Below are 15,494 nucleotides of genomic sequence, written 5' to 3'. Positions count from 1 at the left end.
AATTGATGCAAGTCACTTTTATGGCACTGCTGATTTCAACATAGATGCTACAAACAGGTATATACTCGCTTGCAGCTTAATAACAATCGGTCAGCACTTGGTTATGGGCCTGAAAATAACTCAGTGGCTTGCCCAATTTATGCTGGCATAGATCGTCCAGCAACGTCAAAACGTCTTTCTGCATCGCCAATGAGCCGCATAGCATGACAACGCCTTTGGTAAGCAATACGTTGGCAATAAAATCGGCATCTCGACGTAGCAAATCGCTAACGTACTGACGCTCACCTTCACGCGAAAACGCTACGTGTAGATTCGTGAGTTTATTAGCTGAATGGCTGGTTTCCAGTAAATCACGATATACTTGGAAGGACGTAGCATTTCGAAACCCGCAATATAAATGGCATGGAATCTTCGATTTATTCTGGCTAATCATGCCCAGAAAGGGCGCAATCCCCGTACCATTGGCGATCATAACCACCGACGATGCCTGTTTGGGAAAATGAAAATGTGCGTTCGAAACAATCCGGGCTCGAATGTGCTGACCTTCACTTAGCTCATGTAGGAAGCTGGAACCCAGTCCGTTCTGGTGGAGTCGAACGCTTAGTTGCACTTCTTTATCGACCACACCAATTGAATACAAACGCTCACGATGATCGTTAGCTGGATAAATGGCTAGTAAATCACCCGATGTAACGCTACGTGTACGCCCGGCCCGCATCCGAACCAGAAACGTACCGTCAGGGCGGGTGGTGCGGGTATTCGTTGTGATAGTTAGGGTTTCCAGTTGAGGAGTTGGCAGTTTCAAATCATCCACCGAAACCGTCATCGGTAGGTTGGTCTGCTGCGACCAGGCTTCGAGCCACAGACTAAAATCGGCCGGAGAGCGGTCGTTTACAGTGTGAATATCGACTAGAGACGTAGCCCATGGCTGCTGCGACAGCAACGTATTGACTTCAAACGCAAACTGACAAAAATCGGGATAAGCCCGCGAGCCAAACCCGACTACCGAATAACGTATCGGCTGCGCTTGCGGGTATTTAGTAAGCAACGTAGTAAAACGATTGGAATTAGTCGGCGCATCGCCCAATCCATACGTAGCGGTCAGAATGATCAGGTGTTCAGCTTTTGGGAACGTAGCGTACTGATTGAGTTCGGCCAGAAATACTTTTTCGCCCTGCTTCAGCAGTTGTTCCTGCACCAGTCGGGCAAATCGGAACGTAGTACCGTTTTCTGAACCCACCAGAATCACGAATCGGCTTTCGTCGGCTTTGAACTTGTTTTTGAATCGGTTGGCACGCCGTTGCAACGTAATGGCAAAACCGGAATAGATAAAAAAGAGAATATTTCCAGAAGCAATAGCCAGAATAATGGCCCAGATCGCGTTCGTCCGACCCGTATGCAAATTCAGGCTCAGATTCGTCAGCAGTACAGTTGTTGGATAGGGCGTTTCGGTCAATACGTCGCCGGTAAGCTGGTTGACGGTCAGTTCACGGTCGGTTAGTTTGAGCGTGTAATAATCTTCGACGTCGTCCGAAAAAGGAAATTCAATACTCTGTACATCAGCCAGTTTAATACGTTGGAAAATAGGTATATCGGCCAGTTCCCGTTCCGGTTTCGACTGGATTTTGTCGAGATCAACATCGGACGATTCGATTTTCGTTGAACCGATCAGTTCGAAACGAGCCAGCGATAAGTATGTTCCCGACAGAGCAATCACGAAAATGGGAATGAGCGACAAGCGACCGAGTACTACATGGTAATACTGCGCAAAATTGTCGCGAATGATGCGGGTAAAAAATCGCTTCAGCCCGCGTTGGCGCTGAATAATCAGTGCGGTTCCCGACACCGAAATCAGGAGCAACAGAAACGCGGTCAGGCCAATAAAAAAACGTCCTGCTTCGTGCAAAAACAGTGACCGATGCAAGGCCGTTACCCATTGAAAAAATTCGCTTTGTTTGGTTGGCTCACCCAGCACTTTGCCCGTACGGGGGTCAATGTAGGCATTCAGGCTTTTACCGTCGGCATCGCTGCCCTTTAGCTGTACAAAACCGTGAACATCAACGCTTAGATCGCTTATTTCGGAGAAGCTTTTTTTCAGAACAGGCAACGTTTGCGCCAACGTAATATTTCCAAACCCATCGACCCGATACGGTTGCGTTTTCTGCAAAACGGGTTCAAAAGCCAGAATAATGCCCGTAACAGAAGCAAGGGCCAATAAAAGAAAAGAAGATACAGCCAGGGCTAAGTGGCTGTATCTCCAGATTGAAATGGTCATGTAATCGGCCGCTATTTATTAGCGCAACTCAGGTTGTCGTAACTCGATTAAAGCAACTTAATTGGCACTGTTTGGGCTGAAACGAACGTAGCGGATGTATCCTTTACCTTCGCTTTTTGCCGAAAGACCATCGGTTGTAAGTGGTATTTCGAGGTCCTTAACGTAGTACTCTTTATCCTCAACCGCACTTTCAAACCGTAGTTTGTAATCCTTGTTCAGTTTCGAATTATCGATATCGAGCGTCACAACGCTACGATCACCGCCCGCTACCGAAGCACCAGTGATGGCACTAATATTGGGCGTTTTTTTGCCCAGTGCCTTGTGCCATTCCTTTACGTCGGGATACCATTTTTTGTCAGAACCCAATACGTAGAGCGTTTTTTCGTAGGCTCCTTTTCCATTGATCAATGACACAACAATGTAGGCTCCTTCGCCCATGTAGTTGGACATTTGAATCATGCATTTATACTGTGTAGTCGACTGTGCCAACGTAGCATATGAACTCGCTACGAATAAAGCCAGTGATAGAAAGCCAATCTTCTGTAAACCAGACATACTTATTTTAGAAAAGTGAGCGATACGTTGCCTTTCGACAGCGATTCATTTTCGCTGGCCAGATCGAAAGCTGTTTCTTTAAAGTTGGTCGATACGTCTTTTTTAGCGCCAATCGAGAGCAGATATTTCAGGATAGCGTCGTCTTTCGAAACCATTGCGGCTTTGTGCAAAGCTGTGACTCCGTCTTTATTCTTCGCGTTGATATCGATTTGCAGTGGCTCCAGCTTTTTAACCAGACCCAGATCATTTTTAGCTACCGCCAGATGGTACAACGTATTTCCGTTTTTCTGTGGTGCTTTTACGTCTAGGCCTTTTTCCTGAAGCAGCGTCAGTTTTTCTGTAAACTCATCCTTACGTTGTCCAGTTTCTGGACGTGCTCCACCCATCGGCGGAGTAGCCTGAATCAGATAAGCCGACAGATTATCCCCCGCTTTATCAACAACTTTTACATCGGCACCTTTGCTCAATAGATAGCTTACTACTTCTGGCGAATTACCTTTTACAGCCATCGCTAGTGCCGTTGCGCCTTTTTCGTTCGCTTGATTAATATTTTTCACTTTTGGGGCTAACAGTTCGAGCACTGCTACGTCCCGATTTGACGCAGCCGCGTTCATAAATATGGTATTACCATCTTCGTCGGCCTGATTTACGTCAACGCCTTTGCTCAGGAAATACTGGATCAATTCGTTCTGGCGCGGACGGCGAACAATGGCGTGTAGCGCATTTTCTCCGTTTTTGTTCACCACGGTTGGTTTCAGTTTCAGGGTTTCCAGATACGCGAATACTTCCGGCGAATTTGGTCCACGGCGCGATCCCTGACTAGCCATAATAAATGCATTGTCCTGAGCCGGAACACCTTTGGCTATCAAGGCTTTCATCAGGTCGATATTGCCACCGCGAGCCGCATAACTAAACGCGTTGTTGCCAGCTGCATCGGTGCTTTTCAGATCCAGCCCTTTCGAGACGAAATAATCAGTCAGTTTCAGCTCTTTATCGTTCGCAATAGCGATCAGGAGCGCGTTGGCTCCATCATGATTCAAATCTTTTTTAAGGTCAGCACCGTTTTTCAGGCAGAGATCATAAACCTGCGTATTGGGCTGGCCACCGGCAGCAGCAAAATTCAATACCGTCATGCCGTGGTTATCTTCCAGATTAGCTTTCGAGCCTTTACTGAGCAAATATTCCATCAGTGCTACGTTTCCTTTGCTGGCCGCCCAGTGAATATAGATACGTCCGTCGTGGGTTAATTTCGATACCTCGTTGCCGGGCTGTTGCAGCAAATATTTGACGGTTTCGTCAGGAGTGCCCGAGTTGATGGCCATTACCACAGCATCGAAGCCCGACGGGTTCATTTGCGATGGATTGCTGCCTTTCTCGACTTCTGCTTTTACCTGCGCTACGTCGGGTTTACCCTGCCAGAACGACTGGTCGAGCAACGGGTTTTTCTGCGCCTGAGCAGAAAGTGTAATGAATGTAAAAAGCGCAATAGCTATCTTTTTCATGCTGACACGAGATGAAATATATGAATTAGCCTTTAATTATATTTTAATGTGTGTTCAGGGCTAATAGGGGCGCAATTTAATAAGATCCAGTCTAAATAAGATGATGGAAGAGAATTATTATACGATATAGGAGTGGATTATCTCTGTTGCCAGCTTGTTTAAAGGGTAAATCAATGTGTTAATAACTTGCTGAATGATAGTTGATTGCCATACTTACCTTTTTGGGATTTCAATTTTAGCCCATAATTAAGCTCTCCAAACGTATATAATGATCAGCCAAGGTAGATTCATAAATAAATCATGAATCTATTGTGCTTTTTGAATTTGTTTAATCAATTTTTAATGCTGTCCATTACTTTTGATGGTCGTTTATTTAGTCTCTATATAAATAGTGAAAGGTCCGCCGTTTTAAAGCATGAAATACTTTTATACAGTACTACTTAGTTTAATCAGTTATTGTCTTCATGCTCAGACAAATTCATTTCCTACTGCTAATCTGAGTGGGAAAATTCATTTCGATGGCGGAGAAGGAGCTGGACACATAACTGTACGGATAAAAAATACCAAAATCGCTACGTTGTCAGATGGCTCGGGAAGCTTCGAACTCAAAAATGTTCCCTATGGCCACCATGAGGTATTAATCTCATCCGTTGAAATTCAGCCTAAAAGCGTAAAACTACACGTTCACAAAGCTGCTCACGATTTATCCGTTTCGGTTGTTAAGGCAGTGTTTGATCTCGCCGAGGTACGTGTCGTACAGAAAACCGAAAAGAAACAGATTGAAACACAAGGTTTTGCTGTCAACGTGATTGAAACGAAGGACGTAGCAGCCCGAAATTTTCAAACAAACGAAATGTTGGATCGATCTGTCGGGGTTCGGGTTCGACAGAATGGTGGATTGGGTTCGGCAGTGAATTATAACCTCAACGGAATGTCGGGTGGGTCGGTACGTATTTTCATCGACGGTATTCCGATGTCTACCTACGGCTCATCGTTTAGCCTGAATAGTATTCCTCCGGCCAATATTGAACGAATTGAAGTTTACAAAGGCGTGATTCCGGCGCATCTGGCCGATGATGCGTTGGGCGGGGCCATCAATGTGATTCTGAAAAAGGGGATGAGCAATAACCTTGCAGCCTCTGTTTCTTACGGGTCGTTCAATACGTTACAGGCCAATTTGAGTGGAATGTATCGGAACAACCAAACTGGGTTTACGGTAAAAGCCTCCGGGTTCTACAATTACTCCGACAATAACTACGAGGTATGGGGAAAGTTCGTACGTAATATTTTACCAAACGGTCGATACGACTACGTTAGAGCCAGACGATTCAACGATGCGTATCGGTCGGTTGGTGGACAGATTGAAGCCGGATTTACCGACGTAAAATGGGCCGATCAATTTTTTATTGGCTACAACGGTTCAAGCGATTACAATGAAATTCAGCATGGTACGTACATGTCTATCCCCTATAAGGGACGTTTCAGTGAGTCGCAGGCGCACGTTTTTAGTCTGAACTATCGGAAGAAAAACTTTCTCGTAAAGGGACTTGAGTTTACACTGAGCGGAATGGCCAGCAGCCGTAGTGAGGTGATCGTTGATACGGTACGTTGGAACTACAACTGGTTTGGCGAAAAAAGCATCGGTCTGAACGGTGACCCCATACTACGTCCAAGTGGTGCACAGCAGGGAGTACCTACGCTGAATCATATTGACCGGAATGTTAAAACGATACGTGGTGGGTTCAACTATGATTTTCATGAGAATCACCGGATTGTACTTAATCATATTCTGTACCAGATAGATCGAAACGAGCAGGACATGATCCGGTCGGAGCTTGAGCGGTCGTTTATAGGGACCAGAAATCTGACCAAAAACATTACGTCTGTTGCCTACGAACTAAAAGCTTTCGATACTAAACTGAGAGCCAACATTTTTGGTAAATACTATCAACAAAAAATAGACAGAGTAGATCCCCGGCTGGTCGTTGTAGAGGGAAATAGCACCCGTCGGGAAGATAGACAGGGTAACAGCAAGCAAACGACCGGTTACGGAGCTGCTTTCTCGTATGCTATCAAGCCCAATTTATACGCACTGGTTTCGGCGGAGAAAGCTGTGCGATTACCTTCTGAGGGCGAGGTATTCGGAAGTCCGGGGGAGAATATCGTCGAGAACTTTGGTATCCGGCCCGAGGTGAGTAATAACCTGAATGTAGGATTCAGGGCTGGGCCATACGTTGTTGGTAAGCACAAATACTCGTTTTCTGCATCCGGTTTCATTCGCGACACGCGGGATAAAATTGTACGGCGCGTGAATACCCGGCTCAACGATGCCGTACAAACTGACCCCTTCGAAAACCTCGGAAAAGCCAAATCAATCGGGTTTGAAGCGGAAGGAAATTACTCGTTCAACCAGAATCTGAACGTTGGGCTGAATTTCTCCAAGTTCAACTCGGTGTTCAACATGCAAAACGACGCCAACGGTCGGGAGTATCCTTACTATAATCAACAGTTGCCCAATGAGCCGTTTTTTACCATCAATGGTACGGCCCAATACTCATTCCGGGACTTGTTCGGCAGCAAATCAATGCTAAACGTTTACTACGGCTTTGGCTTCGTGGAGCGGTTCTACACGACCTGGCTGGATATTGAAGACTTCAGAACTCCGCGCCAGTACATTCAGGATATCGGAACCAGCTACGTATTCCCAAACAAAAGAATCATTGTCAGCGCCGACGTGAAGAACATTTTCGACCAGCAGGCTTACGACAATTTCGCGGTTCAAAAACCCGGACGCGCCTTTTACATCAAATTGAACTATGCAATCAACAACTTCTAAATCAATAACAACTCAAAATTCCCGGTTTAATAGGTTAGGTATGAAAAAGTATTTCTTAAAATTTTTGTTATGCAGTAGCGTAGTGGGACTTTCCCTCTCAGGTTGTAAGACTGAAACAACTGCCCCCGTTATTGAGGACCCATCCGCATCCGCAGATCGTTGGATTACAATAGCTGGTGCCCTGATGGGAACAACGGCGGGCGATGGCAACGGCGGAACAATGGTTTATTCGGTGAGCAAAGCAGACGCTAAAAACCCAGATAAATCAATTAGCGTTTATGATAATGGATTTGCCGTAAAATCGAACCGTACTGCTCGTCTGCAGGCATCTGAAGATGGCAAAACGTTGTTTAATATTGCTTACACAGGCGATAATGGTGGAGAGTTTTCCCGATATAAAGTGAATGGGGCTGGTTCATTTGCACAGGAAGACGTAACGGTAAACATTTCGCAGTATGCCAGTACGTCGCCACGCTGGGTTAAGCTGTTCGATACCGACAAAACAGGTATTGCTGTCAACGTAGCGAATATCGTGGCGAACAACGCATCGACGGGTTCGACGCCAACAGCTGCGTTTGCTTATTACCGGGGTGTTGCTACGGTATTGGCGCTGGATCTTCAGAAAGTACTGATTTCGGGTTATAAGCAATACCAGATTCCGCTTACACCAGCCGAAGAATTGCTGGGCCACAACATTTTCCGGCTCGATGCGCCTGTGCTGAATAAAGCGCAGAACAAACTGATCATCGGTACGTGGATGCAGAAACGTAATCCGGCAACTGGCCTGACCGAGACTACCTTTACACGTTTAGGTTCTAAGGCGGTTGTGGTTGATTATCCTTCGCTGGAGAATCCGAAAGTAATCACATCGACAGTAGGTTTTGGTGATAACAGCGGTTACCGCAGCCACAATTCGTTCCTGGCTACTGATGGTAATATCTATCAGGCTACGCAACGGGATTCAAAAGGCTCGCATATTCTGAAAATCAACCAGAGCAATGAGTATGACAACTCATACGTATTTAGTCTGGACGCGGCACTGAATGCTAAAAACGTCTATGTCGATTGCTGGAAGTATGCTGGCAACGGCATTGCATATGTGCTGTATACGCAGGATGGATCTTCGCAGGGATACGTAGCACGCTTGGATTTGAATGCAAAAACGGCGACTAAAGTAAACGATATTGCTTACGATGCAGCTCTTGATTTCGGTCAGTATCAGGGAATTCTGGTTAGTGGCGACGAAGTGTATATTGCTGTAACGCCAGTCGGTAAAGACGGAAACATATACATCATCAACAGCAAAACCGGTGCCGTTACCAAAGGTGCTAAGCTGGTCAATAAAGCCGGAAACCATTACATTGGTATTTTCTAATAGCAACGTAGTGATTAATTTTTAGAAAAGCTGTTTCTCGACTAACCATCGGGAAACAGCTTTTTTGTTGTCGACACTGAGATAATAATGAGAACGTAGTAGCTCAAATTTGGACCATGTGACGAATCTGAACGTACTACGTTATAAATTAGCAATAAATAGAGTAGGAGGGCTAAACAGATTCATTATATACGTTAATCAAGCCCCGACAACGCTACGTTAGCGAACTCATAGCTAATAGATGTGTGTTTAGAATATACTGATAAACGATTTTTTGTGTACTGTATCGTTGACGTTGAGACTACTGGTGGGGTAAAAGGCCCATCTCGAATTACCGAAATCGCTATTTTCCGGCATGATGGTCAGCAAGTGGTCGATTCGTTCCACTCCTTGCTAAATCCCGGTTGTCCGATTCCTCCTTTTATCCGCCATCTGACGGGTATTTCGGATGAAATGGTTCAGGATGCGCCGACGTTTGCCGACGTAGCAAAGGATATATTAGCAATTACGGAAGGAGCTGTTTTTATTGCCCATAACGTAAGTTTCGATTTTAATTTCATCCAGAAAGAGATGAACTGGCTCGGCTACGATTTTTTTCGACGGACAATTTGCACCGTTCGGACAAGTCGTAAGCTAATTCCCGGTCATGCGTCGTATAGCTTGGGTAAGCTTTGTCGGTCACTGAATATTCCGTTAAATGGTCGTCACCGTGCGCAGGGCGATGCTGCCGCAACCGTCCTTTTATTTGAGCTATTGATGCAGCATGACGCGCTTGGATTAATTCCCCGACCTGCTTTGCCATCCAAATCGTTCTAATTGGATTGAGGTACTTGCCCCGACGGTTTGTGAAAAGCTTTCTGATAAGCCGGGCTAATCGGTATGTCGATGGTAACCAAAAGACCCTGTCCGGGTTTACTTTGCCAAGAGATCTGTCCATTCAGTAAGGCAACTCGTGATTCTATATTGCTGATTCCTAGACCGGCTGCATTTTTTCGAGCCTGATCAAAGTCAAAGCCCGATCCATCATCTTTATAGACTAGCCTGATTCGGCCCGGCTGTTGCGACATCTCTAAGTCGATACGTTTAGGCGTGGCGTGTTTGAGCGAATTGTTGACCAGCTCCTGCGTAATTCGATACAACATCACCTCCATATCGGTCGGAAACCGGTCTGTATTTTCGGTGGGTTCATCGTAGGTAAACTGGGCGTCGATTATATCGCTGGCGCTTATCCGCGAAAACAGTTCTTCTACGGTTGCTACGTAGCCATGCTGCTCCAGCGTTTGCGGATTGAGCTTGCGCAGAAGGTTTCGAATATCGCTGATCGTGTCGTTGATGAGCTGGAAGATAGTTGCTTTGAGAATTCGAATTTTGGGCGTTTCACCAGCTTCCTGCGTGAGTTGGGTTGTGTAGAGTTTAATGGTGGCCAGTCGGGTACCAATTTCATCGTGCAAATCGCGGGCGATCTCCTTTTTTACCTGCTCCTGAATATCGTAGGCAAGCCGGAGTTTTTCGGCCTGTTGCTGGCGAATCGTGTGTTCGCGCTGACGTACCCAAGCCCAGATCAGCCCAATAATAATCAGCAGCGTTAACGTAATAAACGACGGTTTTTGCCAGAACGGTGGTTCGATATGAATTGCCAGCCGACGTGTATAATGGCTCCAGCGATTGTCTTTATTAGTTGCCTTCACCTGAAACATGTATTGACCGGGCGGCAAATTTGCGTAACGGACGTAGTTACGTTCACCTGCCATCACCCAGTTAGCATCGTAACCAGTCAGTTGATATTGATAGTTAGTGTGTCCATCGCTGAAATAATCCAATGCCGAAAATTCCAGCGCGAGTGTATTCTGCGTATGATTTAGTTTTAGACTATTTGTTTCACCAACGTAGGTTGTGGTCGTAAAAGGCTCTTCGTTGATACTGAGTGAATAAATATGTACGCGAGGATTGAACAAACTTTGTCGGAAAACATCGGGACGGAATCGGTTGAAACCCATTACGCCCCCAAAATATAATTCGCCACTAGCCGTTTTCAGGAATGCATTACCATTGAACTCATAGCCCTGAAGTCCATCGGCAGGAGTGAAATTTTTAATCGTTTGTGAAGCCGGGTCTAAACGGGAAATACCCCGATTCGTACTTAACCAGATATTACGCTGAACATCGACCTGAGCACCATAAACAAATGAATTCGCCAGCCCATTTTGTTCGGTATACAACCTGAATCGCCCCGTTTTTTCGTCGAGAGCAACCAACCCTCTGTCGGAGGAAAGCCATAAAACCGAGGAATATGGATTTGGGCGAATGTTGAGAATAGTATACCCTTTTAATCCCGATCTAAGCAAGCGCCACTGGTTATTAACAAATTGGTAGCAATAATAGCCATTCAGATACGTACCAACCCATAATTGGCGCATGGCAGCATTATACCATAAGCTGAAAACATTCTGATTCGACAGAATCGCTAACTTCGACCAGCTTCGTTTGTGAGGTTGCAATGCGTGAAGCCCATCTTCGGTAGCGGCCACAAGCAACGTATCGGCAAGACTAACCAGATTTCGGACGTAATTATTGGCCACCAGATTCTGGTGCGACGCATTCCAGAGAATTGGACTAAATGTTTTAGTGCCTGGTTGATAGGCGAGCACACCGCCGTTTATACCCACCCAAATACGTTTCTGCGGATCGCGGTATATACTACGTAGCCGAAAGTTATTCGTTGATTTGTTGGATGGGTTGGAAAAAAAACGCTCCGTAATTCGATTGGTAATCGGGTTTACTATATCAATTCCCTTTCCGGTAAGTACCCAAATCCGGTCGAATCGCTCCTCCAGAAAGCCGCGTATCGTATAATTACTTAATTGCTTTTCCGCTGACAGTGAATCCGTTAGCTGGCGTTTGGTCATACCATTAAACGAAAAGGCTTCGGGGATGATACGTATCAGGCCGTCAGGATCGGTGTTGGCCCAGACAATTCCCAGATCGTCGACGAAAATTTTGCTGATAGTAAATTCATTCAATTGGCGGGATGGGCTGGCGAAATCCCGAACCTGACCAAACGTTTGCATGCGTTTATCAAAATAAAGCACACCGCTACGTTGCGTACCTAACCACAGTCGACTTTGCTGATCGGGGGCAATGCTCAATACGGCACTGGGGGCAGAAGCGCCGGAAATCGGAAAGTGCTGATACGTATTTTGCTGATAATCGAAACGTATCAGTCCATTCTGCGTGCCTAGCCACGCTACGTTGTGATCATCGATAAAAAACGAATAAATGGTTAAGGGCGGACCAAACTGGTTTTGAGGATGATTGCTGAAATAAGCCGATAGTTTTTTACTGTGCAGATTATAACGTAGCATGCCCGTAGGTGCTTGTAACCAAACATCGCCGGCCGATGTAAAGATGGCGGAGCTATATAAATCATATTCTTTAGTAGGAGAGAGCTGGGGGGTTAGAACCGTTTTGTGGCCTTTCCGATAATCGTAACGTACCAAACCTTCGGAATCGCTTAGGTATAAGAGATACGTAGTGTCGGCAAAAAAAGGAAATGTGCGACTGTTTAGACGAGTTTTATCGGGACCGGAAGTGTTTGTCAGAACACAACTAAATAAATCCCGCTGTCGGTCGTAGCAGTTAAGCCCTGCTTCTGTTCCAATCCATAGATTACCCGTTGGGTCTTCAACAATACCCAGAATATTGTTGCCCCGAATGGCACCTGTCTGGACCTTCCCCTGATTACCGATGATAGGACGATATGTTCGGAACCGTTGTCCATCGTAGCGATTGAGTCCATCCTGCGTGCCAAACCATAAGAAACCACGACTATCTTTCAGAATCGAATAGACCGAACCCTGCGTAAGACCATTACTTACGCTAATGTGATGAACACGAAACGAAGGAGTAGTGCTACGTCCATCTGACTGGGCCCACCCGCTTTGGGAGCATAAGGCCAAGACAAGAAAATGAATACAGATGAAAGCAAACCGTCGCATTCGTTGCAGGAACTGATTTTTTTACAAATTACTGGAACAGAGCGACTTTTTCGCTACGTATGTTAGTAAACCAACAGATATGTAAAACGCTGAACAAGAACAATAGGTTAAAACGGGTTTACGTACCTTTACGTAGCAACGCGCGATCATCAACCTACAAGCTATGCAATTTTTGAAAACAATTCCCTGTTGTCTTATGCTAAGTACGTCCATTGCTCTGGGACAAACGCAATCCCCACTATCTTATCCACAGGCACGTAAAACCGATCAAATTGATACGTATCACGGCAAACAGGTTGCCGATCCTTATCGCTGGCTGGAAGACGACCGCTCGGCGGAAACTGCCGAATGGGTGAAAGCCGAAAATAAGGTTACGTTCGATTATCTGGAGCAGATTCCATACCGAAAACAGATTCAGAATCGGCTGGAAGAAATTTATAACTATCCGAAGTATTCGGCACCCAGCGGAAAGGGGAACGGTCCGACGGGTCGGTGGTTTTATTTCTCGAAAAATGATGGCTTACAAAATCAGGCCGTACTTTATCGACAACAAGGGCTCGATGGAAAGCCCGAAGTAGTGATTGATCCAAACAAGTTATCGACCGACGGAACGACCCGATTAGGAGCTTTCTCGCTGTCGAAAGATGGTAAATACGCCGTTGTTGGCTTATCGAAAGGTGGCTCCGACTGGCAGGAATACCAAATTATGGACTTGGCTACGAAGAACTATCTGCCCGAAAAAATCGAATGGGTTAAAGTGTCGGGAGCAGCGTGGCAGGGCGATGGATTTTACTACAGCCGCTACCCAAAACCCGAAGGCAGTGCGTTGGCGGCTAAAAATGAAAACCATCAGGTATTTTTTCACAAACTCAATACACCCCAATCGGCCGACCGGCTGGTTTTTGAAGACGCGCAACATCCGCAACGTTTTCATATTGTAAGCACGACCGACGACGAGCGATTTGCGTTATTATCGGTAAGTGACCGGGGGAAAGGAAAAGATGGCAACGCACTCTTTTTCATGGATGCCCAGTCGCCCAAGAAATCATTTGCTCCCGTTATTGCCGAGGTTTCTGATTTCAGCTATGGGGTTGTTGATAATGACAATGCCCGGCTGTTAATTCTGACCAATGCAGATGCTCCGAACAGTAAAGTGCTGGCTTTCGATACAAAAAATGGTGCATTTACAACCCTCATCGCCGAACGCCCCGAACCAATAGCCGAAGGTAGCGTACGAGCCGCCGGTGGAAAGTTGTTCGTAGAATATACAAAAGACGTAACGTCTAAAATTGAGGTCTTCGATTATGCCGGAAAGCGCGAAAGCGAAGTGCAGTTGCCAGCCGTAGGCTCGGCAGGTGGTTTTGGTGGCGAGAAAGACGATACGTTTGTATTCTACACATTTACATCCTTTACGTTTCCACCCACAATTTACCGATACGATATTGCTACGCGGAAAAGCACCGTTTTCCGCGCTCCTGAAGTTGCATTCAAACCCGCTGATTACGAAACAAAGCAGGTTTTTTATACCAGTAAAGATGGTACCAAAGTGCCGATGTTTCTAACGTATCGGAAAGGGCTGAAACTGGACGGTACTAACCCGACATTGTTATATGGCTATGGTGGATTCAACGTCAGCTTGCCACCCGCTTTTAGTCCGTTCCGCATCGCATTTCTGGAACAAGGTGGTGTGTATGCACAGGCGAATTTACGTGGTGGTAGTGAATACGGTGAGAAATGGCACGAACAGGGCATGAAGCTCAAGAAGCAGAACGTGTTCGATGATTTTATTGCCGCTGCGGAATATTTGATCGCTCAGAAATACACCAGTTCTGAAAAATTAGCACTTCAGGGTGGATCTAACGGTGGATTGTTGGTTGGGGCCGTTATGAACCAGCGTCCCGAATTGTTCCAGGTAGCGATTCCGCAGGTGGGGGTGATGGATATGCTGCGGTTTCACAAATTTACCATTGGCTGGAACTGGATTGCCGATTATGGCAGCAGCGATAATGCCGATGAATTCAAGGCATTGTATGCATACTCGCCCATACATAACCTCAAATCAAATCTGAATTACCCCGCTACGTTAATTACCACCGCCGATCATGACGACCGAGTTGTTCCCGCTCATTCGTTCAAATATGCGGCTACGTTGCAGGAAGTATACAAAGGGAATAGTCCGGTGCTCATTCGCATTGACACCAACTCAGGTCATGGTGCCAGCAACACAAAAAAGAACATCGAAACGGCCGCTGATATTTACTCGTTTATTCTGTGGAATATGGGAATAAAGAGCCTTAAAAACATGTAAATAAACAAAAACAGGCGGCTAATTAATTAGCCGCCTGTTTTTGTTTATTTACTAGGTTAGCTTATAAGCCAAATGTAATACCTAGCATAAGGGGAGCTACACCAGTTCCTAATTCAGCAAATGCACCTACTTTTTCGCTGAAGAAATAGCGACCACCCAAGTGAATAGGTACAAAAATTCCGCTACCAAATGTATTGAAACCGGTTCCAAAGCTATCGCTATAAGAAACACTTTGATAACCAAGACCAATACCCGCATACAGGTCAGCCTTATCTGTGCTCAAACTTAAAAGCTCGTTGAAGTGATACGAGCCACGAGCCGCGAAGTACAGATAATTAATTTTATCATTGTAGCCTAAATAGCCATAATTCCAACTACGATATGCTACCTGACCACCTACAGTAATGTTAGGTGCCACACCAAAATCGGCAGATCCGCCGAAAGCAATACCACCTGCACTGGAATAACCACCTACGCCAATACCAAGGTTGATAAGCTTGTTACCCTTGTCAATTTTATATTGGGCGAACGACTGGGTACTAACTAGTATGCCAAGAGCCAATAAAATAGTAAAGTGGATTTTTTTCATTTGGTAAAACTGATTTATGTAAAACTTAGGACAAAGTAAGCGCGATTCTGGTGGGCTGA

9 protein-coding genes are annotated in these 15,494 nt (G+C 45.6%); 4 read left to right on the top strand and 5 right to left on the bottom strand.

Going from position 1 to position 15,494, the window contains the following annotated elements:
• Nucleotides 1-76: 76 nt before the first annotated feature.
• From ACYVD4_RS04660 to ACYVD4_RS04650, 3 genes are read right to left on the bottom strand one after another with little or no spacing between them, the layout of a single operon-like run.
• Nucleotides 77-2,275 (bottom strand): PepSY domain-containing protein, encoded by a 2,199-nt coding sequence (locus ACYVD4_RS04660; protein ID WP_460942867.1) that lies wholly within the window; start codon nt 2,273-2,275, stop codon nt 77-79.
• 57 nt (nt 2,276-2,332) lie between these two features.
• Nucleotides 2,333-2,830 (bottom strand): DUF2271 domain-containing protein, encoded by a 498-nt coding sequence (locus ACYVD4_RS04655; RefSeq protein ID WP_460942865.1) that lies wholly within the window; start codon nt 2,828-2,830, stop codon nt 2,333-2,335.
• A gap of 2 nt (nt 2,831-2,832) precedes the next feature.
• Nucleotides 2,833-4,332: an ankyrin repeat domain-containing protein gene (locus ACYVD4_RS04650; RefSeq protein ID WP_460942863.1), complete on the bottom strand. Its 1,500-nt coding sequence runs from the start codon at nt 4,330-4,332 to the stop codon at nt 2,833-2,835.
• A 415-nt stretch (nt 4,333-4,747) separates the two neighbouring features.
• On the opposite strand from ACYVD4_RS04650, the gene ACYVD4_RS04645 reads away from it, so the two are divergent.
• The 3 genes from ACYVD4_RS04645 (at nt 4,748) to ACYVD4_RS04635 (ending at nt 9,359) form a co-directional block, all read left to right on the top strand.
• Entirely contained in the window at nt 4,748-7,168 is a 2,421-nt protein-coding gene (locus ACYVD4_RS04645; protein ID WP_460942861.1) for a TonB-dependent receptor, read from the top strand.
• A gap of 40 nt (nt 7,169-7,208) precedes the next feature.
• Nucleotides 7,209-8,543, top strand: a complete 1,335-nt coding sequence (locus tag ACYVD4_RS04640; protein WP_460942859.1) for a hypothetical protein — start codon at nt 7,209-7,211, stop codon at nt 8,541-8,543.
• Nucleotides 8,544-8,819: 276 nt separating this feature from the next.
• Complete coding sequence (locus tag ACYVD4_RS04635; protein WP_460942857.1) at nt 8,820-9,359, top strand: 3'-5' exonuclease; 540 nt, start codon at nt 8,820-8,822, stop codon at nt 9,357-9,359.
• Here ACYVD4_RS04635 and ACYVD4_RS04630 read toward each other — a convergent pair.
• Nucleotides 9,356-12,538 (bottom strand): ligand-binding sensor domain-containing protein, encoded by a 3,183-nt coding sequence (locus tag ACYVD4_RS04630; RefSeq protein ID WP_460942855.1) that lies wholly within the window; start codon nt 12,536-12,538, stop codon nt 9,356-9,358. The two genes, ACYVD4_RS04635 and ACYVD4_RS04630, sit on opposite strands and share 4 nt — an antisense overlap.
• A gap of 196 nt (nt 12,539-12,734) precedes the next feature.
• On the opposite strand from ACYVD4_RS04630, the gene ACYVD4_RS04625 reads away from it, so the two are divergent.
• The gene (locus ACYVD4_RS04625; RefSeq protein WP_460942853.1) at nt 12,735-14,846 is read left to right on the top strand and encodes a prolyl oligopeptidase family serine peptidase; all 2,112 of its coding nucleotides are present in this window, start codon (nt 12,735-12,737) and stop codon (nt 14,844-14,846) included.
• 61 nt (nt 14,847-14,907) lie between these two features.
• On the opposite strand, the gene ACYVD4_RS04620 is transcribed toward ACYVD4_RS04625, so the two are convergent.
• Nucleotides 14,908-15,435: a hypothetical protein gene (locus ACYVD4_RS04620; RefSeq protein ID WP_460942851.1), complete on the bottom strand. Its 528-nt coding sequence runs from the start codon at nt 15,433-15,435 to the stop codon at nt 14,908-14,910.
• Between the last annotated feature and the right edge of the window lie 59 nt (nt 15,436-15,494).

Source organism: Spirosoma daeguense (genome assembly GCF_054776875.1).
Note: the sequence above shows the minus strand (reverse complement) of the source record. Positions and strands in the feature narration are given on the sequence as shown.